Annotated in this window: 18 protein-coding genes and 1 pseudogene; 5 read left to right on the top strand and 14 right to left on the bottom strand. The window is 63.2% G+C overall.

The window, feature by feature from the left end:
• Nucleotides 1-23 precede the first annotated feature (23 nt).
• Nucleotides 24-1,442, bottom strand: a complete 1,419-nt coding sequence (locus B9N88_RS12105; protein WP_027604629.1) for an amino acid permease — start codon at nucleotides 1,440-1,442, stop codon at nucleotides 24-26.
• A gap of 457 nt (nucleotides 1,443-1,899) precedes the next feature.
• Between B9N88_RS12105 and B9N88_RS12100 the strand changes: the two genes are divergently transcribed.
• Entirely contained in the window at nucleotides 1,900-5,010 is a 3,111-nt protein-coding gene (locus B9N88_RS12100; RefSeq protein ID WP_027604630.1) for a transglycosylase domain-containing protein, read from the top strand.
• On the opposite strand, the gene B9N88_RS12095 is transcribed toward B9N88_RS12100, so the two are convergent.
• From B9N88_RS12095 to B9N88_RS12070, 6 genes are all read right to left on the bottom strand, one after another.
• Nucleotides 5,007-5,747: a pilus assembly protein gene (locus tag B9N88_RS12095; RefSeq protein WP_027604631.1), complete on the bottom strand. Its 741-nt coding sequence runs from the start codon at nucleotides 5,745-5,747 to the stop codon at nucleotides 5,007-5,009. The two genes, B9N88_RS12100 and B9N88_RS12095, sit on opposite strands and share 4 nt — an antisense overlap.
• A gap of 20 nt (nucleotides 5,748-5,767) precedes the next feature.
• Nucleotides 5,768-6,298 (bottom strand): CS1 type fimbrial major subunit, encoded by a 531-nt coding sequence (locus B9N88_RS12090; protein ID WP_223841661.1) that lies wholly within the window; start codon nucleotides 6,296-6,298, stop codon nucleotides 5,768-5,770.
• Complete coding sequence (locus B9N88_RS12085) at nucleotides 6,298-7,038, bottom strand: pilus assembly protein (RefSeq protein ID WP_027604633.1); 741 nt, start codon at nucleotides 7,036-7,038, stop codon at nucleotides 6,298-6,300. Before B9N88_RS12085 ends, B9N88_RS12090 begins: the two co-directional genes overlap by 1 nt.
• 15 nt (nucleotides 7,039-7,053) lie before the next feature.
• Nucleotides 7,054-8,292: a hypothetical protein gene (locus B9N88_RS12080; RefSeq protein WP_027604634.1), complete on the bottom strand. Its 1,239-nt coding sequence runs from the start codon at nucleotides 8,290-8,292 to the stop codon at nucleotides 7,054-7,056.
• Between the two features lie 26 nt (nucleotides 8,293-8,318).
• A complete protein-coding gene (locus tag B9N88_RS12075; protein WP_027604635.1) occupies nucleotides 8,319-10,844 on the bottom strand; it encodes a CS1-pili formation C-terminal domain-containing protein in 2,526 nt (841 codons plus the stop codon).
• Between the two features lie 122 nt (nucleotides 10,845-10,966).
• Nucleotides 10,967-11,458, bottom strand: a complete 492-nt coding sequence (locus B9N88_RS12070; RefSeq protein WP_027604636.1) for a CS1 type fimbrial major subunit — start codon at nucleotides 11,456-11,458, stop codon at nucleotides 10,967-10,969.
• A gap of 520 nt (nucleotides 11,459-11,978) precedes the next feature.
• On the opposite strand from B9N88_RS12070, the gene B9N88_RS12065 reads away from it, so the two are divergent.
• On the top strand, nucleotides 11,979-12,527 hold the full coding sequence (locus tag B9N88_RS12065) for a PadR family transcriptional regulator (RefSeq protein WP_027604637.1): 549 nt from the start codon (nucleotides 11,979-11,981) through the stop codon (nucleotides 12,525-12,527).
• Nucleotides 12,524-13,291: a siderophore-interacting protein gene (locus B9N88_RS12060; RefSeq protein ID WP_027604638.1), complete on the top strand. Its 768-nt coding sequence runs from the start codon at nucleotides 12,524-12,526 to the stop codon at nucleotides 13,289-13,291. The genes B9N88_RS12065 and B9N88_RS12060 overlap by 4 nt, the downstream gene beginning before the upstream one ends.
• A 40-nt stretch (nucleotides 13,292-13,331) precedes the next feature.
• Here the strand turns inward: B9N88_RS12060 and B9N88_RS32900 are convergent.
• The 3 genes and pseudogenes from B9N88_RS32900 to B9N88_RS12045 all read right to left on the bottom strand — a co-directional run.
• Nucleotides 13,332-13,525, bottom strand: a pseudogene (locus B9N88_RS32900) (fimbrial protein); the annotation flags it as partial.
• On the bottom strand, nucleotides 13,525-14,151 hold the full coding sequence (locus tag B9N88_RS12050) for a Pr6Pr family membrane protein (RefSeq protein WP_027604639.1): 627 nt from the start codon (nucleotides 14,149-14,151) through the stop codon (nucleotides 13,525-13,527). The gene B9N88_RS12050 and the pseudogene B9N88_RS32900, both read right to left, overlap by 1 nt.
• 4 nt (nucleotides 14,152-14,155) lie before the next feature.
• On the bottom strand, nucleotides 14,156-14,389 hold the full coding sequence (locus tag B9N88_RS12045) for a VF530 family protein (RefSeq protein ID WP_027604640.1): 234 nt from the start codon (nucleotides 14,387-14,389) through the stop codon (nucleotides 14,156-14,158).
• 149 nt (nucleotides 14,390-14,538) lie between these two features.
• Here B9N88_RS12045 and B9N88_RS12040 point away from each other — a divergent pair, with 149 nt between their 5' ends.
• Both B9N88_RS12040 and B9N88_RS12035 read left to right on the top strand, forming a co-directional pair.
• Nucleotides 14,539-16,557 carry a TonB-dependent receptor gene (locus B9N88_RS12040; protein ID WP_027604641.1) on the top strand — a complete coding sequence of 673 codons (2,019 nt, stop codon included), beginning with the start codon at nucleotides 14,539-14,541 and terminating at the stop codon, nucleotides 16,555-16,557.
• A 380-nt stretch (nucleotides 16,558-16,937) separates the two neighbouring features.
• Nucleotides 16,938-19,355, top strand: coding sequence for a glucose/quinate/shikimate family membrane-bound PQQ-dependent dehydrogenase (locus tag B9N88_RS12035; protein ID WP_027604642.1), 2,418 nt, complete (start codon nucleotides 16,938-16,940; stop codon nucleotides 19,353-19,355).
• Nucleotides 19,356-19,460: 105 nt separating this feature from the next.
• On the opposite strand, the gene B9N88_RS12030 is transcribed toward B9N88_RS12035, so the two are convergent.
• The 4 genes from B9N88_RS12030 to B9N88_RS12015 all read right to left on the bottom strand — a co-directional run bounded on the left by B9N88_RS12030 (nucleotide 19,461) and on the right by B9N88_RS12015 (nucleotide 24,450).
• The gene (locus tag B9N88_RS12030) at nucleotides 19,461-21,797 is read right to left on the bottom strand and encodes a putative bifunctional diguanylate cyclase/phosphodiesterase (protein WP_027604643.1); all 2,337 of its coding nucleotides are present in this window, start codon (nucleotides 21,795-21,797) and stop codon (nucleotides 19,461-19,463) included.
• A gap of 213 nt (nucleotides 21,798-22,010) precedes the next feature.
• Nucleotides 22,011-23,183, bottom strand: coding sequence for an ABC transporter substrate-binding protein (locus B9N88_RS12025; RefSeq protein ID WP_027604644.1), 1,173 nt, complete (start codon nucleotides 23,181-23,183; stop codon nucleotides 22,011-22,013).
• On the bottom strand, nucleotides 23,180-24,154 hold the full coding sequence (locus tag B9N88_RS12020) for a CobW family GTP-binding protein (protein ID WP_027604645.1): 975 nt from the start codon (nucleotides 24,152-24,154) through the stop codon (nucleotides 23,180-23,182). Before B9N88_RS12020 ends, B9N88_RS12025 begins: the two co-directional genes overlap by 4 nt.
• A complete protein-coding gene (locus B9N88_RS12015; RefSeq protein ID WP_027604646.1) occupies nucleotides 24,151-24,450 on the bottom strand; it encodes a hypothetical protein in 300 nt (99 codons plus the stop codon). Before B9N88_RS12015 ends, B9N88_RS12020 begins: the two co-directional genes overlap by 4 nt.
• Nucleotides 24,451-24,457: the final 7 nt, after the last annotated feature.

Below are 24,457 nucleotides of genomic sequence, written 5' to 3'. Positions count from 1 at the left end.
CAGGCCGGCCCGCGCTCAAGGGATCACGCCGATGGCTGTGAACCCTGGACGACCGGGGTCGGCTGCAGCTTGAACACGTAGAACAACACGGTCAGCAGCACCAGGAACGCCGGCCCCACATACAGTGCCACGCGGGTATCCGGGAAGTACGCCATCAGGCCCACCACCAGCACCAGGAACGCCAGGGCCAGGTACGAACTGACCGGGTACAGCCACATGCGGTACTTGAGGGCTTTCTGTTCGGCCGGGCTCAGGCTCCTGCGGAACTTGAGCTGGGCCAGCAGGATCATGACCCACGTCCAGATCGCACCGAAGGTGGCGATGGACGTGACCCAGACGAAGACTTTCTCCGGCACCAGGTAGTTGAGCAACACGCCCAGCAGCAAGGCGAAGATCGACAACAGCAGCGCCTTGCGCGGTACGCCGTTGCTCGAGGTGGTAGCGAACGTGGCCGGCGCCTGGCCGTTCTGCGCCAGGCTGTAGAGCATGCGCCCGGTGCTGAAGATGCCGCCGTTGCACGACGACAGTGCCGCAGTGATCACCACGAAGTTGATGATGCCGGCGGCGGTCTTGATGCCCAGGCGCTCGAAGGTCATCACGAACGGGCTGCCCTGGGTGCCGATTTCATTCCACGGGTAGATCGACAGGATCACGAACAACGCGCCCACGTAGAACAGCAGGATGCGCCAGAACACCGAGCCGATGGCGCGGGGAATGGTCTTCTGCGGGTTCTTCGCTTCACCGGCGGTGAGGCCGATCATCTCCACGCCCAGGTAGGCGAACATCACCATTTGCAGGGACATCAACACGCCCTGGACGCCATTGGGCATGAAGCCGCCGTGGCTCCACAGGTTGGAAATGCCCAGGGCTACGCCGTCGTTGCCGAAGCCGAAGGCAATGATGCCGACGCCGCCGATCACCATGGCAATGATGGTGACGATCTTGATCAGCGCGAACCAGAATTCGAACTCACCGAAGGCCTTCACCGCGATCAGGTTGATGGTGCCCATGCTGATCAGGGCTGCCAGGGCCCAGATCCAGCGCGGCGTATCGGGGAACCACACGCCCATGTACACCGCCACCGCAGTGATCTCCGCCACGCAGGTCACCAGCCACAGGAACCAATAGTTCCAGCCGGTCAGGAAGCCCGCCAACGGGCCGAGGTAGTCCTGGGCATAGCGGCTGAACGAGCCGGCGACCGGGTTGTGCACGGCCATTTCGCCGAGGGCGCGCATGATCACCAGGATGGCCAGGCCACCGATGATGTAGGACAGCATGATGGCCGGGCCGGCCATTTCGATGGCCTTGGCCGAGCCGAGGAACAGGCCGACACCGATACAGGCGCCGAGCGCCATCAGGCGGATATGCCGTTCGCCCAGTTCGCGTTTGAGCGGGCCGCCCGAAGCGGTCTCGCCATGGGGCAGGTGGTTGCCGACTGGCATAGGGATACAACCTCGTCTTGTTATTGGATATGAGCCTCCGAGTCCGGCACGCCACGGCGGGTCAGCCATGGCATGCCGTCTCCGGTGAACCTTATGGGTCAACCGGTCTGGCCGGGCCAGATCAGGGGGGTGCAGTATAAAAAGCTCAACCCAGTGATTTTCACTCTATAAACGGCAATATTCAGCGGGAACTCCCGGAGAACTCCGATTGCGCGGTGGGAGTATCGCACGGCAATGGTGCGCGGCTTAAGCCCATTGCCCTGCGTACTGACCCTGGCGGCGCCCACATCGGCACGTCGAAGAACCACGTGCGGGCCATGGGCAGGCTGATTTCGCCGCGATGAATCGCCAGGGGTTGCACGGGGTCGCCCGCACGCCGACAAATTTCTCGGCGGTGCCCATCAGCGTCTACGCTTGAATCAAGTCCGATCAATCTGCCGGGATGGATCAATCGACTATGGGCGCTTTATGGCAAACCGATTCAACCAAGGCTGCGGCCCCCACCGACAGCATGGACGAACAGCCATTGCCACGACGCTCCCGCAAACGGCTGTACCGGTGGCGAATGGCGTGGCTGTTGCTGGTGATCGGCCTGATCGCCGCAGGGTTCGCCGCCCAGCGCGAAATGCGCACGTCCCATTGGCAGGCCCGGGAACTGAGCCGCCTGGCCGCCACCCTGAACTACCGGCTCGAACCCGGCCCCAGCGATGCCGTGGTCTATCCCGGTGACGGGCCTTTCGACAAACGCCTGGGCTACAGCGACCTGGATGAATTCCTGCCGCGCCTGCTCAAGCGCAACTATCTGGTCCAGAGCCAGGTGCGCTTCTCCCCGCCCCTGATGACCTATGCCGAGCGCGGCCTGTTCGTGCCTTATGGGGAGAAAATCCAGGCCGGCCTGTCGATCAGCGATTGCCGCGCCGAGCCGTTGTACCGGTTCACCTACCCACAGCAGTCCTACCAGCGTTTCGACGCGATCCCGCCGGTGGTGGTCAACAGCCTGCTGTTCATCGAGAACCGCGATTTGCTCGACCCGGCCCAGCCCCAGGCCAACCCGGCGGTGGACTGGCCGCGCTTCGCCAGGGCGGCGTGGTCGCAAGTGGCCAAGCTGTTGCACTTGCCCGGGCAGACCGCCGGCGGCAGTACCCTGGCCACCCAGCTGGAAAAATACCGCCACTCCCCTGACGGGCTGACGCTGTCCGGCGGCGAGAAACTGCGCCAGATGTTTTCCGCCAGCGTGCGCGCCTATCGGGATGGCCCGCAGACCTTGCAGGCGCGCCAGGACATCGTGCGCGACTACCTCAACAGCGTGCCGTTGTCCGCCGTGCCCGGTCACGGCGAAGTGCATGGCATGGCCGAAGGGTTGCGTGTGTGGTACGGCGCCGACTTCGACCGCACCAACGCGTTGTTCGCCGACACCCGCCCGCAGGACCTCGCGCAAAAGGGCCTGGCCCTGCGCGAAGTGTTGTCGTTGATGATTGCCCAGCGCCGGCCTTCCCATTACCTGTCCAAAGGCCACGCGGAACTTTCGAACCTGACCGACAGCCACCTCCGCCTGCTGGAGCGGGACGGGATCATCGACCCTGCCCTGGCAAGGGCCGCCCTGGCCAGCAAAGTAAGTTACCGCGACTGGCAGCAACAGCCGACGCTCCAAGCGATTGACACCAACAAAGGCATCAGCATGGCCCGCAGCCGCCTGGCCGCCCTGCTCAACCGCCCGCTGTATGACCTGGATCGCCTCGACCTGTCCGCCACCAGCACCTTGCACAATGAGCTGCAAACCCAGGCCACGGCCTACCTCAAGCACCTGGCCGATCCGGCCTTCGCCGGGCAACTCGGCCTGCTCGGCCCGCGCCTGCTGACGCCCGCCAGCACCGCCCAGGTGCGCTACAGCTTCACGCTGTACGAGATGACCGGCGACGGCGCGCGGGTCCGGGTGCAGACCGACAACACCGACCAGCCGTTCGATATCAACGAGAGCAGCAAGCTGGAACTGGGCTCCACCGCCAAGCTGCGGGTGCTCACCACCTACCTGCAAATCATCAGCGAACTGCACCAGCGCTATGGCGGCCAGACACCGGCTGCACTGAAAAAAGTCGATATCGATGAGCAGGATCGCCTGTCGCGCTGGGCCGTGGACTACCTGGCGCAAAACAGCGACAAGAGCCTGTCGAAGATGCTCGAGGCCGCCCTTGACCGGTCGTATTCCGCCAGCCCCGGCGAGAGCTTCTTTACCGGCGGCGGCCTGCATCGCTTCCATAACTTTCGCAATGAAGACAACGGCCGCAACCCGACGTTGCGCGACGCCCTGCGTGAGTCGATCAACCTGCCATTTATTCGCCTGATGCGTGACCTAGTGCGCTACAGCACCTATCACGCAGACAACAACAGTGCCGAGTTGCTCAAGGACGACAGCAACCCACGGCGCCAGGAATACCTGGCCCAGTTCGCCGACCGCGAAGGCACGACCTTCCTGCTGCGCTTCTGGAAAAAGTACCGCAACAAGGACACCCAGGCGCGGCTCGCCACCTTTCTCGACAGCCTGCACCCCACCGCCATCCGCCTGGCCGCCGTGCACCGCTACCTGTTGCCCCAGGCCAGCCAGGCGAGCTTCAACAGCTTCGTGCGCTCCCACCTGACCGGCAGCAAGGCCGCAGAAAAACTGACCGACGAACGCCTGGCCAGGCTCTACAACGACTACGGCCCCGGTGCCTACGACCTGCCGGACCAAGGCTATATCGCCAAGGTCCACCCTCTGGACCTGTGGCTGCTCGGCTACCTGTTGAACCACCCCGACGCCACCTTCACCCAGGCCGTCGCCGCCAGCGAGCATGAGCGCCAGGAAGTCTATGGCTGGCTGTTCAAGAGCCGCCACAAGAGCGCCCGCGACAGTCGTATCCGCACCATGCTGGAGGTCGAGGCGTTCCTGGATATTCACCAGCGCTGGCAGGCGGCGGGCTACCCGTTCGACCACCTGGTGCCGTCCCTGGCCACGGCCATCGGCAGCTCGGGGGACCGCCCGGCGGCGCTGGCGGAACTGGTGGGCACGATCCTCAACGACGGCGTGCGCGAGCCGACGCTGCGCATCGACAGCCTGCACTTTGCCGTCGACACCCCCTATGAAACCCGCCTGGTGAACAACCCCGACAAAGGCAAGCGGGTGATGCCCAGCGAAGTCGCCACCGCCTTGCGCGGCGCGTTGTCCCAGGTGGTGGATGCGGGCACGGCCAAACGCGTGTCGGGCAGCTTCAAGTTGCCCGACGGCACACCGCTGTCCATGGGCGGCAAGACCGGCACCGGGGACAATCGCATCGAAGCCATCGGCGCCGGTGGGCGCATCCTCAGCTCCAAGGCGATCAACCGTACCGCGACCTTTGTGTTCTATATCGGCGACCGGCATTTCGGCACGCTGACGGCCTTCGTGCCCGGCAGCGGCGCGCAGAATTTCACCTTTACCTCGGCGCTGCCGGTGCAGGTGCTCAAGGGCATGGCACCGGTGCTGATGCCGTACCTGCAACCGGGCGGCCATACCCTGTGCAACCCGCCTCGTGCCGTGACCTCAACAGACTAACCGTTGATTTCGATGATGCGTTCGGAGGTGCCCTCCACCAGATAGAACCGATACGTCCGCCCGGGCTGTTTTTCAAAGCTGAACACCCGGCCAGGGAAGATATGGTTCTTGGTGGTCGGGGCGCAGGATGTACGGTCCTTTGCCGCGCAATCCTTGAACTCATCCACCACCACCACGGTGTTGCCGGCATTGCGCAAGGTGTAACGCTGCCCGCCGTTTTCGACCCGGGTGTCGAAGCGGCTGTCCTTGGGCCGCACGAAGAACACCGTGCCGTAGCCGGCCATCACCTGCACGCCTCCCACCAAGGTCTCTTCGTAGGCTTTGCGCTCTTCGTCGCTGAGGCCAAAGCCGTCTTCGGTCTCGGGCGCGACCGGCAGGTAGCGTACCCGGAAGTAGCGCTCGCGCTCGCGATCGCCGATAAACACAAAGCGCGTGCTCTGCATGCCGTCCGCCGGCACGATCAGGCGCGCCGGGCTGGCCACCAGGCCGTTGCGCACGCTGCCATCGGCTTCGAGCTTGAGCGGCACCTCGTCGTAGCTGCCGTCGGGCTTGTAGAGCATCTCGGTGACATTGACCTTGACGAAGGCCGTCTTGGTGCCGCCGTTGAATACCCGCTTGAGGTAGGTGCTTTTATCGCCGCGCAAATAATCGTAGAAGTCACCGACGTTGATGTTCGGCCCGGCCTGGGCATTGAGTGAACACAGCATCAAACCCAGCATTGCATATAAAGCCTTCATAACCACTCCTCTGCCCATCATCACGGCCGTACCGCATCGAACAGCAGCTCGACGCTGCCGTAGTACTCACCAGGGGTAAAACCATCCGCCGGCTCGACCGCCGAGATATCCAGCAGCACGCGCTTGCCCTGGCGCGCCTCGTCGTGCGGCACCACCAGGGTGTCATCGAGGCCCAGCACCTGGCCGTTGAAGGTGACGTTCAAGTCGATATAGGTGCGCCCGCCATTGAACAGCGTGGGCAACGCGCCCAGACGGGCGTTGATGCCGCCGGCGGAACTCTTCACGTCAAAGTGCTCGCGCAGCGGGCGCAGGCGCCCGGGTACCAGGTCCCAGACCATTTTTTGCTCGCGCTCCAGGAACCCGGGGTTGATCGGCAGGACGTAAAAGTCTGCGGTCGGGATGGTCACGGACACATCGAACACCTGTTCTTCACGGATCGCCAAGGCCTGGGTACTCAGCAATGCGCCCACCATCAGCAGCAGCGCCGCCAACACGAGCTTGCAATGTCTGCACGACTGGCGCGCGCCCCCTGGGGCTATTTCACTGACCATCAGCCTTTGACCTCATATGGTTTTTTTTCGCTGCCCTCGATCAGGGTGAAGCGGTAGGTACGCCCGGCCTGCCTGGCAAAGCTGAAGGCACGCCCCGGCAGGATGTGATGTTTGGTGACGGGCAGGCAGTCCTGGCTATCGCCACTGGCGCAGTCCTTGAACTCATCGACCACCACCACGCTGTTGCCGTCGTTATGCAGCCCGTACTCAACGGGTTGCTCATCGATGCGGGTGGCGAAGCGGGTGTTCTTAGGCCGCACGAAAAACACCGTGCCGAACCCCGCCAACACCGTGACCCCGGCTGACAGTTGATTCTTGTAGGCCTCGCGCTCTTCGCTGGAGACCACGAAATCGTCCTCGGGCTCGGGCATCACGGGCACGAAACGCAGGCGGAAATAGCGCTCGTTTTGCCGCTCGCCCAGGTACAACAGGCGTGTGCCCTGCATGCCATCGGGCGGCACGATCAGGCGGGCCGGCGTGGCCATCAGGCCATCGCGCGTGGCATTCCCGGGGGTGTTCTTGAGCTCGACCTCCTCGGCGCTGCCATCGGCGTTGTAGAGGATCTCCATCACCGAGACCTTGATGAACGCCGTACTGTCGCCACCGTTGAATATCCGTTTCAGGTAGGTACTTTTGTCACCGTCGAGGTAGTCATAGAACACCCCGACGTTGATGTTCGGAGCCGCTGGCGCCGACAACGGCAACCAGCACAGCGCGCACAGCGCCAACAGATGTTTCATCGCCATAAATCCCCGTTAGAGTTCAGAATCCCAGACCACCGTGACCTGGCCTGAGTAGGTGCTGCCTCCCCGTTCGAGCATCTGTTCGGCGTAGTCCTTCTTGACCTCGAAGTGCAAAGTGCCGGGCCGTCGGTTGACATAGAACCCCGGTTGAAACGACTCGGTACCGGCACCGCTCAGCAGCAACGGCTGGCGGTTCACCGGCGCACCGTCCATGCGGCTCAAGCCATGGGGCAGGCTGACGCTGACATCCACCGGCACTGCGTGGCCGTCGGTGGCGTTTCTCAAGGCGCAGGTATCGCCCATCGTTCGCTCGCACCCCAACTGCATCTTGAAGCGCGACGAGGCGGAGATATTGAAGGTCTGGTCACGGAACAGGCGCGCGGGTTTGCGGCCCTGGTTCAGCCAGGGCTGCCAGCCGCCCTGGGGCACCAGTTCAATGCGATTGCCCCCCGGCGGTACTTCGACCTTGAGGTCGTGCTCCACGCTCAAGGTGAAGTTGAACGTGAGGGCGTTCTTGGAGGGCATCATGACGTCGCCGAAATCGTAATCGCCGCCAGGGCCCATGGTGTAGGTGATGCTGCCGGTGTATTGCCCGCTGGACATGCCCAAGGGGTTGGGCGTGCGCAGTTCGTAGGCATACTCCATGGTGTTGAAACGCAGACTCGCCAGGTCCACGGAGGGCTGCCGGCTGCAGGGCCCCGCCCCCTCGGGCGTCAGCCAGAAGTACGACGCGAACGAGACGCCTGCGGCAAGATGGCTGGTGCTCACACACGGTGCGGGCGCCCTCATCCATTGGAGTGACCAGTGAACCCCTGGCATGCCCCAGGCCGACACGCCTGGCGGTCGAGGCACATGCCAAAGCGAGCCGATACCGGCGATCCGCAACTGGACGGTCTCGGTTTCCTGGGTGGTGGCGTGTGTCACCGTCAAGTCACGCCAATCGGACGGCACCTTGACCATGAAGCCCTGGCGCTCGTCCTCATGGTTGGCCTTGATCGGCGCAATGGAAAGTGCCGTGAAGTTGGTGTCCCGCAGGCTGAAAATACCCAACGCCTTGCAGCGCCCCGGAATATGCGCGGCGCAGATCGAGCTGATCGGCGTGGTGTTTTCGAACTTGTTCACCATGGGGTTGGACGGGTCGGGGCGAAACCGCGCGGTGATGTTCTCGTCGGCCGTTGCGCCAGCGGAACACAACAGGACGGCCATGCCCAGGGCGAAACGGTGAGGCGCGCGTGCGCTGGGGGTTTTCATAACGTTGTTTAGTCTCGTCATCATGCTCAACCGGCAATCTGTTCGGCGGTGGTGGTGTCGGCCAACGTATCCGGCGTGCAACGCAAGTCACCGATCATCAGCACGCTGTTTTCGCTGCGCGCCTTGGAGGGGTCGAGCCGGAACTGGCAGAGCAACTGGTTGTTACGGCGCACTTCCAGGGTGGGTGAACTGGCGTTCATTTCCAGCGAGAAGAAGCCGTCGACCTCGCTCACCCCACGGGTGGCGTGATTGATCACGTGCAAGCCCTTGAGCGGTTTGCCCTGGGGATCCACCAGGCGACCGAGCACGGTCACGGTTTGCATCACACTGATCTTGCGATACTCCACGCCCCCCTTGTTCAAGTGGTAGCGCGTGCGCGGCGGCTGGATCGTGGCCGAGGGTGCATGGTTGCCTTCGAAGTCGAAGCTCACCGAGCTGCCCTTGTAGGCGGTGATCGGGATGAAGTTGCGGCCGGGGCGCAGGGCCGTGCTGCCGCCGCTCAGGTCGTCGGCGCGCAGGGCGATGTCATCGACGTCGGTCTCCACGTCCACGATCAGGCCGGAACCGGTGCCGTGGTACTGGCTGGTGAGCACCATCTTCTGCTGGCCCAGGGCGAAGGTGCTGTCCAGGTTGAGGCCGCCGGACAACTCGTTGTTGAACGACGAGCGCTGGGCATAACCGTCACCACTGACAAACTCGTTTTCGAAACTGGCCATGCCGGATAAACCGACGCCGTAGGTGTCGGTGGTTGCCGTGGCGGACACGCTTTGCAGCACGTGGTCCTGCAGGTCCTTGCGGTAGGTCAGCGAGGCATTATTGTCGCGGGTCCCGTCGCGGGAGGTCCGCGTGCCGATGCTGGCGGACCATTGCTCGCCCGGCGCGCCGAGGGCCAGGCTGACGCTCAGGTCGACCCCGCGGTTGCGCCGGTCGCCCGTGCTGGCGCTGGCGGGCCGGTCGAACACTGACAGCCGCCAATTGGCGTCGTTGCCGAACAGGTGGGTGCGTTCGGTCCAGCCCAGGTCCAGGCCGACGCCTTCGTTATTGCCCTCGCTGTAGAACAGCCGGCCATTGATCGAACGCAGGTTGCTCAGGCGATGGTTGACCGAAATCGACGAACTGCTGGTCTGGCCGACAAAGATGTCGCGCTGGCGAATACGCGTGCCATCGGGCAGGTTTTCGTAGGTGTTGCGGGTGTCGAGCCAGCTGCGGGTGTGGTTGAACACCACGCTGCCCATGCCGTAGTTGTATAAGCCGTTGAGGTCGAGGCCGGTGCCGTACTTTTCCGACCAGTACACGTTGGCGTACAGGCTGGCCTGGTCGGCCAGGGTCCAGTCGATCGAGGAGCCGTACTGCATGTTGTCCTTGACCTGGCGCCCGGATACACCCAGCACCACACGGGGATGCGCCAGGTAATTGAGGGAAACGCCGGCAGTCGGACTGCCGCTGCTTTGTTCGTCGAAATTACTCAGCAGTTTGCTTTCCTGGCCGGCGAACAGGTTGTAGCGCCAACGCTCGTCGTGGTTGCGCCAGTTGTTGGGCTTGTACACCAGCTCCTGGGTGGTGCTGGTGATCTGGCCGTCTTCCACCAGGCGCACTTCCACTTCATAGATGCCACCGGGCAGTGGTCGGGTGTCCAGGCTGTGCAGGCCGCTGCCGACCGGCTGGGTGTTGATCAGCAGGCCGTTGCGGTAAATCTCCACCGATGCCTGGCGGCTGGCGGTGACGTAGATCGGGTAGACCGCCGGTTTGGAGTTGTTGATCACCAGGCTGTCGGAACTGCCGTACATCACGCCGACCGCGGTGTCCGGGCTGGCACCGAAGGTGCGCAACTGGCGGGTCAGGCCTTCGGCGTTGGGGGTGAAGTAACCCAGGCGCAGGAAGTTGCCCTGCAACTCGCGCTGGGTATAGAGCGCATACACCGCGTGGTTGAGGTCGTCGTCATCGGGACCGCCGAGGCGCGAGAACTGCATGTTCAGGGTCTGGCTCCACAGGCCCAGGCTGCTGCTGGCGTCGATGCCGAAGCGCCCGCCCAGGTCCTGGCCTTCGCCGCCGCTGAGGTTCAATTGGTTGCGTACGATCAGGCCGGTGCTGCCACCGGTGGGCAGGAAATAGTAGCGCTGCGCCTGCTCATCACGCTCGGCGTTTTCGGTCAGCAGCGACACCGTGGAGTTTTCCAGGTTGTAGTGCACGGCCATGAGCCCATCCGGGCAGTTGCTGGCGCAGGCACCCAGGGCCACACCCTGTTTCAGGTAATCGGCCCACTGGTCGCGCTCTTCGTCCTTGATCACGCTGCCGTCGTGGTCGGTAAAGTCGAGCAGGGTCATGCGGTCATCACGGGTCAGGACTATCATCGCCTCGGAGACAAACTCCTGATCCAACTCAACCCTGACCGCCAGCGGCACGTCGAAAAAGTGCTCTTCAAAGTCCGCCGGCAGTCCCTTGGCCTGGGACAGCAAACTACGAGGGGTTGTACCGTCGGCGGTACCTGCCGCCAACGCGCCCGCACAAAACAACAGGGCGAGCGCTGCCGCGATGGGAGTCATCGGGAACATGAACGGAATACTCTGAATTCGGACGTCAAAACAGGGAGACCGATCGACCGACAAACGCTGCCTGCCGACCGGTACCGCTACCCAACAATAAGCCGCGGCTTATTGAGTCAACGGGCTTGGCGTTACGGAGTAACGCGTGGCTCGTGGTCGAACACGATGGTGTAGTTGGTGGTGAAGAGGCCGGAAATGCCATCCGCCGGCTTGGCTGCGGCCACGACCAGATCCGCCTGGGTACCTGGGGTGGAACTGGCGTCGTCGACCACTTCCAGCGGCGAACCGGTCAGCACCACACCGTTGAAGGTGTTCGTCAGTGCGATCGACGAAGTGCCGTTGGTCAACGAAGCAGGACCGCCTTCGATGTAGGCCTTGATCGAGCCATCCGTGTTCTTCACATCGTAGGTAGCGCGCAGCGAACTCAGTTCACCGCTGACGGTGTTGTAGGCCATGGTTTCATCACGACCGAAGTTGGGATCACGCGGCTGGACATGAAACTGCTTGGTAGGAATGGTGGCCTTGATGTTGATGACGCTGGTAGCTTCGCCGGCAGCGAACACGCTGGAAGAGCCAATAGCCAGAGCGATCAGTGGCAGCACGAAAGCGGTCTTTTTAAGCATTTTAAGTACCTGTAGTGACATCAGTCTTTAGTTGAGAAACGGTTTCTCGCGCCGCAAGCAATCGCGTAATGCGTGTCTTGCGACGCCGGTAAATACTCCCTCGAAAACCCATTCAACGATGCCAGCACATTCGTTTAACCGCGTAATTAATCACGACTGGGCAATACAGAAAAAAACAATATTATTCAATACGTTGAATATTAACTGTCATCTATGTATTACCTTTTCAAGCACTCGATACTACTTAGTTTATTCATTTATCTGTAGGACATTAACTACACGCACCGCAGACTCTAACTATTCAAGCGTTTCGCCTAAAGACGTACTTAATAAGTTTATTCCCCATTCATGAAATCGCCATTTAACGGTCAAATAAAGGATGGTAGCGCCGGAACGGATTGTGGGTCGTGACGCTCCTTCAGAAGCAGCTCTCGCCTGCCGGCACCGCTCGTCAGAAGATTTTGCATCGCTCATAAGATATATCTTAAGTTGTATCGAAATCAGACAAGAGAACATCACCATGAGAGACCCTCATCACCACCGAGACCACGGTGAGCGCCACGATGGCTTTGAAAAGCGCGCCGGCCGCGAACGCGGTGGGCGTGGCCCGCGTGTCTTCGCACCGGGTGACCTGAAACTGCTGCTGCCGGCGCTGATTGCCGAGCAGCCGTGCCACGGCTATGACTTGATCCGCCGCATCGAAACCCTGTTCGACGGCGCCTACAGCCCCAGCCCCGGGGTGATCTACCCCACGCTGACCTTCCTGGAAGAAAGCGAATTGATCGCCGGCGACGCCGAAGGTGGAAAAAAACGCTACACAATCACCGAGGCCGGTCGTCTCTTCCTAAGCGAACAGGCAGTGGCTCTCGACGGCATTCGCCTGCGCATGGACGTGAGCAAACGCTCGCTGCGCGGCCATGACCGCCCAGCGGAAATCCACGAGGCCGTGCATAACCTGCGCCATGCCTTGCATTCGCACCACGGGCGCTGGAGCCCGGAAGAAATCGTTCGTGTCGCGGCGCTGCTCAACGGCGCCGCCCAAGCCATTGCCGACGGGACAGCTCAATGAATACGCAAGCCATCCACCGCGTGACCCACGAAATCAAACGCCGCCGCCTCGAAGTCGTGCGGGTAGTCGACCTCACCCCGCGCATGCGCCGCATCACCCTGGGCGGCCCGGAACTGGCGGGCTTTATCAGCCTGGGCAGTGACGATCACATCAAGCTGCTGTTCCCGCAGAACGCTGCCGAACAAGCGGCGCTGGAAAGCCCGACCTTCAACATCAAGGACGACGGCCCGCAACCGGCGATGCGCGACTACACGCCACGGCGCTTCGACCTGGACATCGGCGAGCTGGACATCGACTTCGTGCTACACGGCGACGGCCCCGCCTCCACCTGGGCAGAACAGGCCACGGTCGGCCAGCACCTGTACATCGGCGGGCCACGGGGCTCGATGATCGTGCCGGATATGTTCGACAGCTATTTGCTGATCGGCGATGAGACGGCGATCCCGGCCATTGCTCGGCGCCTGGAAGAATTGCCGGCCGGGCGCAAGGTGCTGGCGGTGATCGAAATCGCCAATGCGGCGGAACGGCAGGCACTGGCAAGTGCTGCCGATGTGGAGGTGAAATGGGTCGTGCGCGGCCAGGACGACCTGCTCGACACCGTGCAGAAACTGACGCTGCCGAGCGGTTCGTTGTACAGCTTTGTCGCCACCGAAACCAGGCTGTCGCGCCAGGTACGCCGGGTGCTGCTGGACACCCACAAGGTCAATGAGGCGTTCCTCAAGGCGGTGGGTTACTGGCGTGCGGAAGGCAGCGAAGAGGAGTAAGCCTCAACAAGGACACCGCTGCCGCTGACAACCCCAGCGGCAGGCGCGTATCGAACGACGAGGCAGTACCTTTGCAGGTGATGGTGATCGGCGTGGTGATCCCACCGTCCGGGCATGAATAGGTGAGCCGGCGGTTGCTGCGGTGGATCGTGTCGGCGGATCGGTACCTATTGCTCTTTGGTGCACATTGCCGAATGTTGATATCGATCGGGTTGTTATGTTGATCGTGCAGGTTAAATTCGGGGTGATTTCAAGGTCCTGTCCAGGCCGACCGCCGCCAGGGCAACCAGCACGAACCCCAGCAGGATCCCCCCGGCATTCACAAACACATGTGGATAACCCAGGGTGCCGACATCGATGAACGGGTACTGGTACTGCCCGAGCAAATCCCCACGCAGCAGCACATAGCCGAAGTACACCAACGGGTAGATGACCCACAGGCCAATGTGCTTGAGGCGCAACTGGCCCTTGGGCACGCAGCGCCACCAGTACAGCACGAACAGCAGCGGCATCACGTCGTGCAGCAGCTCATCGGCGATCCATTGAAAACCTTCGGGCTGCCACAGATGCCGCAGCAACAGGCTGTAGGCCAGGCCCACCACCACGATGCTGACGGCGATGCCGCTGCTGACACCGGGGGTGAGGAAAAACCGCCTGGCTGCAGAATCGCGCTTCACCCACGCATAGCTCAGCACCACCGCTGCCAGGGTATTGGTCAGCACCGTGAAGAAACTGAAGAAGTTGATCAGCCCGCCGAGCAGGCTGGCGCCGGACTCCCAGCGCGAATAGAAAATCAGGTATTGCTGAATCGCCAGGCCCACCCAACCGGTCAGCGCCGCTGCCGCCACATACCGCTTCATGAGGTCAATCCAGCGGGCGTTTGGTGCGCATCAGCTTGACGTACAAGCCTTCGACCTTCTCCCGCGCCCATGGGGTCTTGCGCAGGAACGTCAGGCTCGACTTGATGCTCGGGTCGCTCTTGAAGCAACGGATATCAATGCGTTCGGCCAGGCCTGCCCATTCGTAGTGTTCCACCAGGGTGGTGAGGACGTGTTGCAGGGTCACGCCGTGGAGGGGGTCGTTGTTTGTCGCGGTCATGCCGGGCCTATGAAAAAGTGTTCACGAAGGCGCACACCTTATCACTCCGCCCCGGCAGGTAAAAAAAGTTCCCGCCCTCGGCGAAAAAGAGATGTTATATTGTAACTATACGTCTCAAGTCTTTTCGTCGTTTTGCCAAGGAATGTCCGATGTCCCTCTCCTCCCTGTGGCGCTTGTCGCCGCTCGCCGCCGCCCTGCTGATCAGCTCGGAAGCCCACGCCCTGGAACTGCAACCCCAAGTCATCACCGGCAACCCGCTGGGCAGCGAGCAACTCGCCTCGCCGACCACCGTGCTGGAGGGTGATGAGCTGACCCTGCAACAAAAAGGCAGCCTCGGCGAAACCCTGAACAAGCAGCCGGGCGTGTCGTCTTCGTACTTTGGCCCGGGCGCCAGCCGGCCGATCATCCGTGGCCAGGACGGCGACCGCATTCGTATCCTGCGCAATGGCGTGGGGGCGTTGGATGCCTCGTCACTGTCCTACGACCATGCGGTGCCGCTGGACCCGGTGAATGTCGAGCGCATCGAAATCGTACGCGGCCCGGCAGCGCTGTTGTACGGCGGCAGCGCCATCGGTGGCGTGGTCAACACCTTCGACAACCGCATCCCCACCGAAGCCATCGAGGGCATCCACGGCGCCGGTGAACTGCGTTACGGCGGCGCCGACACCACGCGCAGCAGTGCGGGCAAGCTGGAAGCGGGCAATGGCACCTTCGCCTTGCACCTGGATGCCAACGCGCGGGAATTCAACGACCTGAAAATCCCCGGCCAGGCCCGCAGCCGCCACGCCCCGGACAGCGATGACGCACCCGGCAGGAACGGCCGCCTGGGCAACAGCGACGGGCGCCAGGACGGCGGCGCGGTAGGCGGCTCCTACACCTGGGACGACGGTTACGCCGGGCTGTCCTACAGCAACTACGACAGCAACTACGGCTCCCCGGCCGAGCAGGATGTGCGCATCCGCATGCAGCAGGATCACTACGGGTTCGCGTCCGAAATCCGCAACCTGCAAGGCCCGTTTACCTCGGTCAAGGTCGACGCCGGCTACACCGACTACGAGCACCGCGAAATCGAAGGCGGCGAAACCGGTACGGTCTTCAAGAACAAGGGCTACGAAGCCCGCGTCGAAGCCCGTCACCAGCCGCTCGGCCCATTCGACGGCGTGGTCGGTGCGCAGGTGACGCGCAACGAGTTCTCGGCCCTCGGCGAAGAGGCCTTCGTGCCGCAGACCGATACCAACGCCGGCGCGCTGTTTATCCTCGAAGAAATGCAAGCCACCGACCGCCTGAAACTCAGCCTCGGCGGACGCCTGGAACACACCCGCGTCGACCCCGACGCCAAGGGCAACGAACGCTTCGCCGGCGCCGACAGGAGCAACCACTTCACCGCCGGCAGCCTGTCGTCGGGCGCGGTGTATACCCTCACGCCGATCTGGTCCGTGGCCGCGACCCTGGGCTACACCGAGCGCGCACCGACCTTCTACGAGCTGTACGCCAACGGTGCCCACGTCGCCACCGGCACCTATGAGTTGGGCGACGCCAACCTGAAGAAAGAGAAAGCCGTGTCCAGCGACCTGGCCCTGCGCTTTGACACCGGCACCCACAAGGGCAGCTTCGGCGTGTTCTACAGCCACTTCTCCAATTACATCGGTTTGCTGGGCACCGGTCGTACGCTGAACGACGAAGGCGAAGAAGACGCTGGCGGCATCCCCGAGTACGAATACTCCGGTGTGCGCGCACGTTTCGCCGGCTTCGAGGCCCAGGATCACTGGAAGCTCGGCGAAGGCGCCTACGGCAAGTTCGCGCTGGAGCTGTCAGGCGACTACACCCGCGCCACCAATCTGGACACCGGCGAAGCCTTGCCACGCATCGCGCCGCTGCGCTTGAACAGCGGCCTGCTGTGGGAACTGGACCGCTGGCAGGCGCGCATCGACGTCGAGCACGCGGCCGGGCAAGGGCGTGTGCCGGATAACGAGAGCGGTACCGATGGCTACACCACCCTGGGCGCGAGCGCGGGCTATCGCTTCAACGTCGGCGGCAGCCAATGGCTGGCGTTTGTGAACGGTGAAAACCTGACCAACCAGACCGTGCGCTACGCCAGCTCGATCCTGCGCGATATCGCGCCGGCACCGGGGCGCAGCGTGCAATTGGGCATCCGCACTACCTTCTAAACACACTGAAATGCCCCTGTGGGAGGAGGCTTACCCCCTCCCACCGTTATTGGGCAGCGACGATCTGTCACTGTTACCAAATCTGAAATGATGCATCTTGCGATTCGTGCTTTCTCTTGGTGCGCCAGCGCTTTATCCTTGTCGGCAATAACCTGAAACGTTTCACTCCCCCGGCCGACCCCACTTTGCTGATTATTCCTACCCGCCAAGACAGCGCTGTCTTACGCCGACCTGCGCACGGGAATAAATCTCCCACCTGTGGATAAGTCCGTTATCCACAGAAAAACGTAATTAACGCTGAACCAAGCCCGTGTCGAATCGTCATCTACAGTGAAGAAACACGGGGATACATAATTCCAACGTAACGGAGAAACACAACTATGAGCACTGACGGTGCTTCACGTCCGAGCCGCCTGCTGCCGAGGCTGCTAGGCGTCTTGCTGCTGATCATGGGCCTGGCCTTGCTGGCCGGCGGCGTCAAGCTGAGCCTGCTCGGCGGATCGCTGTACTACTTGCTGGCCGGTATCGGCATCACCCTGACCGGCCTGCTGCTGCTGGCCACCCGCCGCGCCGCGCTGGGCCTGTACGCGGTGGTGCTGTTCGCCAGCACCGTATGGGCCCTGTGGGAAGTCGGCCTGGATTGGTGGCAGCTGGTGCCGCGCCTGGCGCTGCTGTTCGCCCTGGGCATCGTCATGCTGCTCCCGTGGTTTCGCCGTCCGTTGCTGCGCGGCCAACCTGCCCCGCTGGGCACTGGCGCGCTGAGCGTGGCCGTGGTGCTGGCCGGTGCAACCGCCCTGGCCAGCCAATTCACCAACCCCGGTGAAATGGTCAAGACCGGCCAACTGGACCGCGACGCGGTACCGGGCATGGCCAGCGCTGCACCGTCCCAGGCCGATGGCGACTGGAACTCCTACGGCCGCTCGGCCTACGGTGATCGTTACTCGCCGTTGGCGCAGATCACTCCGGAAAACGCGCACAAGCTGGTACCGGCGTGGACCTATCGCACCGGCGACATCCCCGGCCCGAACGATCCAGGCGAGACCACCGCGGAAAACACCCCGCTGAAAGTCAACGGCATGCTCTACGTGTGCACGCCCCACAGCCAGGTGATTGCGCTGGACCCGGACACCGGCAAGGAAATCTGGCGCTTCGATCCGAAGATCAGCAGCCAGGGTGCCGAGAACTTCAAGGGTTGGGCGCACATGACCTGCCGTGGCGTGTCGTATCACGATGACGCCGCCTACGCTTCCGAGCAGAGCCCGACCGGCAGCGCCAGCCCGGCCGCCGCGCCGAATGCCTGCCCGAAACGCATCTTCGTGCCGACCGCCGACACCCGCCTGATCGCCCTGAACGCCGACACCGGCAAGATGTGCGAAGACTTCGGTGACAAAGGCCAGGTCGACCTGCGTGCCAACATCGGCAGCTTCGCCCCAGGCGGTTACTACTCCACTTCGCCACCGGCCGTGACCAAAAACCTGGTGGTGATCGGTGGCCACGTCACCGATAACGTCTCCACCGACGAGCCCAGCGGCGTGATCCGCGCGTTCGACGTGCACACCGGCAAGCTGGTGTGGAACTGGGACAGCGGCAACCCGGACGACACCACCCCGTTGGCCGAAGGCAAGACCTACACCCGCAACTCGCCGAACATGTGGTCCATGTTCGCCGTGGATGAAAAACTCGGCATGCTCTACCTGCCGATGGGCAACCAGATGCCCGACCAGTACGGCGGCGACCGTACCGACGATTCCGAGAAATACGCTGCGGGCCTGACTGCCCTGGACATCGACAGCGGCCACGTGAAGTGGACCTTCCAGTTCACTCACCATGACCTGTGGGACATGGACGTCGGCGGCCAGCCGTCGCTGATCGACATCAAGACCGAAGCCGGCGTGAAGCAAGCGGTGATGGCGTCGACCAAGCAAGGCAGCATCTACGTGCTGGACCGCGCCACCGGCCAGCCGGTGGTGCCGATCCACGAAGTGGCCGTGCCCCAGGGCGCTGTCGCGGGCGACCGTACTTCCCCGACCCAGCCGAAGTCCGAGCTGAACTTCATGCCACCGCCCCTCAAGGAGCGTGACATGTGGGGCGTGACGCCGTTCGACCAGATGCTGTGCCGCATCGATTTCAAATCCATGCGCTACGACGGCCCGTTCACCCCGCCCTCGCTGCAAGGTTCGATCGTTTACCCAGGTAACTTCGGCGTGTTCGACTGGGGCGGCATTTCCGTCGACCCGGTACGCCAGATCGCTTTCGTGAACCCGAGCTACATGGCGTTCAAATCCAAGCTGATCCCGGCGGCCGATATCGCCAAGCAAGGCCCTCGTGTCAGCGAAACCCAGGGCGTGCAGCCGAACAAAGGCGCGCCGTACGGCGTGATCCTCGAAGCACTGCTGTCGCCCCTGGGCCTGCCGTGCCAGGCACCGGCGTGGGGTTACGTGGCCGCGGTCGACCTGACCACCCACCAGACTATCTGGATGCACAAGAACGGTACCGTGCGTGACAGCTCGCCGGTCCCGGTTCCCCTGACCATGGGCGTACCGAGCCTGGGCGGCACCTTCACCACCGCCGGTGGCGTGTCGTTCCTCAGCGGTACCCTCGACCAGTACCTGCGGGCCTATGACGTGAAAAACGGCAAGCAGTTGTGGGAAGGCCGCCTGCCCGCCGGCGCGCAAACCACCCCGATGACCTACACCGGCAAGGACGGCAAGCAGTACGTGCTGGTCATGGCGGGTGGTCATGGATCCCTGGGGACCAAGCAGGGTGACTACGTGATGGCGTTCAAACTGCCGGATTAAGCTTTATCGGCGGCAAAACCAAGGCGGCTACCCTCACAGGTAGCCGCCTTTTTTGTGCCTTCCATAGCAGCTGCGGATTTGCGCGGTGTTGGATTATGCGGTGCTTCAGAGCGGCTTGCGTTCCCGCCGCATCCACATCTCGAACGCCATGGCATTGAGCGGCCGGCTGATCAGGTAGCCCTGGGCCGTATCGCAGTTCCACTGCTTGAGCAGCTTGAGGCTGGGCTCGAATTCCACGCCTTCGGCCACCACCTTGAGCCCCAGGTTGTGGCTCATTTCGATGGTCGAACGCACGATCACGCCGTCGCCGCTGGTGCTGTCGAGGTTGCGCACGAAGGATTGGTCGATCTTCAACTCCTGCACCGGCAGGCGCTGCAGTTGCGCCAGGGAGGAATAGCCGGTGCCGAAGTCATCCACCGACAGGCTGATGCCGCAGCCGCGCAGTTGCTCCAGCACGCTCAAGGCTTGCTGCGGGTTGTGCATGATCGCGCTTTCGGTGATTTCGAAAATCAGCTGCCGGGCCGCCACGCCGTACTGCATCAGCAAGGTGCTGACGCGGATCGCCAGGTCGTCATCGGCCAGGTCATCCACCGAGATGTTCACCGACAACTGAATGTGCATGCCGCGCTGCGACCACTCGCCGATCTGGCGGATGGCTTCTTCGATCACCCACAGGGTCAGGCCGCCCATGCTGCCGGTGCGCTCGGCCAGGGGGATGAACTCGGCGGGCGACACCAGCCCCAGGGTGGGATGCTGCCAGCGCAGCAGGGCTTCGGCCTGGCACACCTCGCCATGCTTGAGGTCGAGCTTGGGCTGGTAGCACAGGTACAATTCGCCTTCGACGACGGCCCGGCGCAGGTCGCGGATCAGGGTGATCTGGCGCTGGTGGGCGAGGTCGCGGTCCTGCTGGTAGATCTGCAGATAGCCCGGCAGCGTCGCCGCATCGTGGCGTGCGATGGCGGCGCGACTGATCAACTCTTCCACCTGCTGGCCATCGGCGGGGTAGGCGGCGATGCCGATGCTGACCTCGTGGCGCACTTCATCATTGCCGATGCGCTGGGGCTCGGTAAGCAGCGCGTAGAGGCGGTCGGCACGGGCCACGGCGCGGTCGATCTCGGTGTTTTCCAGCAATAGCAAGAACTCGCTGCCGGTGATGCGCGCCGCCGTGTCGCTGGCCAGCAGGCTCATGGACAGGCAGCGGCTGGCTTCGCGCAGCATTTCATCCACGCCCTCGGGACCGAAGCCCTCGTTGATCACCCGGTAGTTCTCGATGCCCAGGTACAGCAGCACTACCGGCCGCCGGGCACTGATCGCACTGCCCAGGCGTTCCATGGCCAGGGCTCGGTTAGGCAGGCCAGTGAGCGGATCATGCAGGGCGTTATGGGCCAGTTGCCGTTCGCGCACGGCGATGCCGCTTTGCATGGCGTTGAAGGCGCGGGCCAGCAAACCGAACTCATCGTGGCTGCGCACCCGCACCGGCGTGCGGTAATCACCGGCGCCGATGCGCCCCGCCGCCTCCACGAGGGCGTTGAGCGGGCGCGACACCCGCCGCGCCAGGAACAACGCGCCGGCCAACGACACCAGCAGCACCGCCAGGGCAATCCCGAGAAACTGCCGGTCCAGCGGCGCAAAGGATTCCAGCGCATGGTCCAGCGGGCTTTGCAGCAATACGCGCACGTCATCGCCGTCGCCGGTATTGGCCAATGGAAGCACGCGGCTGAGCACGCGCTGACCGTGGAACCCATGGATCTGTGCCTCAGGGTTGAGCGGAGCGTCGTGCAGCAGGCTGAGGGCGGTGGCCCGGTACGCGTCGGGCTGGGTGCTGAACAGCGGGCCGGGCGTGCCGTCCTGCACACTGAGAAACGACACTTCCAGGTTGCTCATGGAGCGCAGTTCATAGGCGAACAGTTGGTCCATGGCAAAGCCCATCACGATGCGCGCGATGGGCAACGGGTCGCGCACTTCATCCTGCACCAGCAGGTAAGGCCGCCCGTCCAGGGCCACGATCACCATGTGCAGGCCACTGCGCCGCGCATGGCGCAAGGCGGCGTCATAGGGGAACGGCTGGCCGCGGGTGAGGATAGGGAGTGTGCTGACCATGACCTTGCCATCCAGGCCCAGCACGAACACTTCGCTGGAACGGATGCCGGTGCCGTGGCGACGCAGTGCCGCCAGGATCGGCGCAGGCTTGCCCTCGGCCACGGCCAGCTTGAACGGACCATCGCCGGCGAGCCAGTCGAGCCCGTATTGCAGGCGCCGCCCGCGCAGGTCCAGCAGACGCTCGAATACCTGGGTTCCGGTTTTCAGTTGGACTTGTGCCTGGTTCTCCACGGCACGGCGGGTGGCGCTCTTGACGGCGAAATAGGTCGCGGCGACCACCACCAGCAGCAACAGCGCCAACACCCCGGCAATGCGGGTTTGAAAGGTATGGCGCCATGTCATGGCAGTGCCCTCCGGCAGCGTTCGCCGCTCGCTGCCGCTGCGTCCCTTAGTCATGTGCATTCCTTGCGCTCTGACCCGCCGTCAAAAAAACATCCATTCAGACCGGAAATTTGTTTTTAGCAGATTAGCTGGGACAGAGCAGAAGCGCACCGAATAAAACCGGGGATTTTACTGTCATTTTATTGGCGACAACCGCTTGACCATGCCTCCCTGTCAGCTGCGGGCGCGCATGAAGTCCCCCCAACGCCGCACCAGATAGTTGTGCTCATCCATGACCGAGTTCCACACCGCAATATGCCCCATGCGCTGCTCATAGGAGCCGCCATCGCGCACCTCGCCGATATCGATCAACGGCAACCCATCACTGCCGAGCAGCTCCTCCCGTGCAGGCTTGCCGGCGTACCAGTAATCCCACTCGGCACTGCTCAGGTGATCACGGCTGCGCGCCGGGTTGCCGATGTAGTAACCCTGGCGCGCCATCACCGCGCCCGGCCAGCCGGACAACCACCAATTGAGGTACGCGTAGGCCGCGTCCAGCACCGGCCCCTGGGCATGGCGCGACAATGACAAGCCGCCGAACCAGGCGCGATAGCCTTCGCGGGGGACCGCCAGGCGGTATTTCACCCCGGCGCGGTGCAGGCGCATCAGGGTTGGCGACCACAGGCTCTGGATATCGATGCTCGGGCTGAGCATCAGTTGCGCGGCCTCTTCATCGTCGGACCAGAACGCGGCGAAATGCCCTTCCTTCTGCTTGCGCACCAGAATATCGGCGAGCACGTCGATCTCTTCGATGCTCATATTGCCGATGTCGTTGAAGCGCGCCAGCCCTGCGCCCTGCACCGCCAGCGCAGCATCCAGGGCGCCGATGGCGGCATCGCTCTGCAGCGCCGTGCGGGCGCGCCAGGCCGGGTCCAGCAGCCAGCCCCAGCTTTCGTTACCGTGGCAAAAACCCTCGGGCAGGCGCTCGGGGCGGTAGGCGAAGCTGTCGGCATTGTGGGTCAGGGGCAGCATGCTGATGCGTTCGGTGACGGTGCTGCCGAGGCTGCCGTCGTGCTGCACGAACAGGCGCTCGCTGGGCACGCTGCCGCTGCCCAGGCGGTCGTTGGGCGACAGCCGACCACGCTTGGGCAGGTCGTTGATCTCGTGCCACAGCGCGATGCGCCGCGTGTCGATGGGCTGGATCGCCCGGGCCGGCCACACGAAGTCGACGTTGTGAAACCATTGGTCGTACAGGTCATAGCTGTCGGGCTGCATCACTGCGATGCGCTGGGCCTGCTCCACATCGTGCACCTGGTACACCAGGCGAATCCCCAGTTCCTGTTCGGCGTGCACCCGCAGGCATTCGAGCAAAGTGACCGAGGTGCCGAGCACCCGTAAGGTGATCATCCGGCGAACCGCCGTGAGAACACCTCAAAGGAACGCCGCAGCAACGTTGGGTCGAGACCGCGCAGGATAAACACCAGGCGCGATTGCCGCTCGGTGCCTGGCCACGCAGGCAGATGGACCGGGGCATGCAGGCAATGCTGCACGCCATGAATGACGATGGGGGCGTTACTGGCGTTCACGTTGAGCAGTCCTTTGACGCGAAGGATTCGTTCGCCGTGGCATCTTAACAGCATCGACAACCACACCCCGAAGCCGACCCAGTCCAGCGGCCGGTCGAAGGTCATACTGCACACCTGGGCCGTACCGTGGGTGGCGCTGGTGGTCTGGTGCAATTGCCAGCGGCTGACTTCCAGGGCGGGTTCGGCACTGCGCAGGCCTTCGCCGAGCAACAGTTGGTCGCCACTGTGGATGGCGTGGGTATCGAGGACCGGCGTACCGGCGTTGAGTGCCTGCAGGTGCGCACGCAGCGGTTCGCAGTCATCCACAAGATCAGTCTTGCTCAGCAGCAAACGGTCTGCCGCCGCGACCTGGGCCAGCCATTCCGGGTGCAGGCGTTCCTGCAACGCGGCGTGGCTGGCGTCGACCAGCGTCACCACCAGGCCGATATGAAAACGCCCGCGCAGTTGCACGTCGTTGTTCAAGGTGGCGAGGATCGGGGCCGGGTCGGCCAGGCCGGTGGTTTCGAGGATCACCCGTTTGAACGCAGGAATTTCGCCACGCTCGCGGCGTTGCAACAGGCCGAGCAACGCGTCCTTGAGCTCGCCACGGATGGAGCAGCAAATGCAGCCGCTGGGCAGCAGCACAGTGTTCGGCGCGACTTCTTCCACCAGCAGATGGTCGATGCCGATATCGCCGAATTCGTTGATCAGCAACGCGGTATCGCCCAGGCTTTCGCCTTGCAGCAGGCGCTGGAGCAAGGTGGTCTTGCCGCTGCCGAGGAAGCCGGTGATGACATTCAGGGGCATGCTCATGGCGCTGGCTCCAAGTGATCGAGCAGACGCGGGTCAAGGGGATCCAGCGGCCGGCCGAGCATGGTTTCAGCTGCCTGCCAGAGTTGATCCAAGCCGCTCGCCAGTGCCTGTTTACCGGTGGCGCCCACCAGCAGATAAGACGCACCCTGGAAGTCTTCGACCTTGAGCCGGAACACCGCCAGCACCTGGTTGATCGCGGCGATACGGCGCAGGCGTTCGCGGCGCCGGGGCAGTTCATCACCCAAGGGGTCGCTCCAGTGCAGGTCTTCGCCGAGCAATCCGCAGAGTCCGCACATGGCTACA

Origin of the sequence: Pseudomonas sp. LAMO17WK12:I1 (assembly GCF_900177315.1) — a bacterium.
Taxonomy (GTDB): domain Bacteria; phylum Pseudomonadota; class Gammaproteobacteria; order Pseudomonadales; family Pseudomonadaceae; genus Aquipseudomonas; species Aquipseudomonas marginalis.
This window is presented reverse-complemented; position numbering and strand designations above follow the sequence as displayed.

Excerpts from the sequence above, each read along its gene's own strand:
- B9N88_RS12105 (WP_027604629.1), bottom strand. The coding sequence starts at position 1,442 with ATGCCAGTCGGCAACCACCTGCCCCATGGCGAGACCGCTTCGGGCGGC.
- B9N88_RS12100 (WP_027604630.1), top strand. The coding sequence starts at position 1,900 with ATGGGCGCTTTATGGCAAACCGATTCAACCAAGGCTGCGGCCCCCACC.
- B9N88_RS12095 (WP_027604631.1), bottom strand. The coding sequence starts at position 5,747 with ATGAAGGCTTTATATGCAATGCTGGGTTTGATGCTGTGTTCACTCAAT.
- B9N88_RS12090 (WP_223841661.1), bottom strand. The coding sequence starts at position 6,298 with ATGGTCAGTGAAATAGCCCCAGGGGGCGCGCGCCAGTCGTGCAGACAT.
- B9N88_RS12085 (WP_027604633.1), bottom strand. The coding sequence starts at position 7,038 with ATGAAACATCTGTTGGCGCTGTGCGCGCTGTGCTGGTTGCCGTTGTCG.
- B9N88_RS12080 (WP_027604634.1), bottom strand. The coding sequence starts at position 8,292 with ATGAAAACCCCCAGCGCACGCGCGCCTCACCGTTTCGCCCTGGGCATG.
- B9N88_RS12075 (WP_027604635.1), bottom strand. The coding sequence starts at position 10,844 with ATGTTCCCGATGACTCCCATCGCGGCAGCGCTCGCCCTGTTGTTTTGT.
- B9N88_RS12070 (WP_027604636.1), bottom strand. The coding sequence starts at position 11,458 with ATGCTTAAAAAGACCGCTTTCGTGCTGCCACTGATCGCTCTGGCTATT.
- B9N88_RS12065 (WP_027604637.1), top strand. The coding sequence starts at position 11,979 with ATGAGAGACCCTCATCACCACCGAGACCACGGTGAGCGCCACGATGGC.
- B9N88_RS12060 (WP_027604638.1), top strand. The coding sequence starts at position 12,524 with ATGAATACGCAAGCCATCCACCGCGTGACCCACGAAATCAAACGCCGC.
- B9N88_RS12050 (WP_027604639.1), bottom strand. The coding sequence starts at position 14,151 with ATGAAGCGGTATGTGGCGGCAGCGGCGCTGACCGGTTGGGTGGGCCTG.
- B9N88_RS12045 (WP_027604640.1), bottom strand. The coding sequence starts at position 14,389 with ATGACCGCGACAAACAACGACCCCCTCCACGGCGTGACCCTGCAACAC.
- B9N88_RS12040 (WP_027604641.1), top strand. The coding sequence starts at position 14,539 with ATGTCCCTCTCCTCCCTGTGGCGCTTGTCGCCGCTCGCCGCCGCCCTG.
- B9N88_RS12035 (WP_027604642.1), top strand. The coding sequence starts at position 16,938 with ATGAGCACTGACGGTGCTTCACGTCCGAGCCGCCTGCTGCCGAGGCTG.
- B9N88_RS12030 (WP_027604643.1), bottom strand. The coding sequence starts at position 21,797 with ATGACATGGCGCCATACCTTTCAAACCCGCATTGCCGGGGTGTTGGCG.
- B9N88_RS12025 (WP_027604644.1), bottom strand. The coding sequence starts at position 23,183 with ATGATCACCTTACGGGTGCTCGGCACCTCGGTCACTTTGCTCGAATGC.
- B9N88_RS12020 (WP_027604645.1), bottom strand. The coding sequence starts at position 24,154 with ATGAGCATGCCCCTGAATGTCATCACCGGCTTCCTCGGCAGCGGCAAG.
- B9N88_RS12015 (WP_027604646.1), bottom strand. The coding sequence starts at position 24,450 with ATGTGCGGACTCTGCGGATTGCTCGGCGAAGACCTGCACTGGAGCGAC.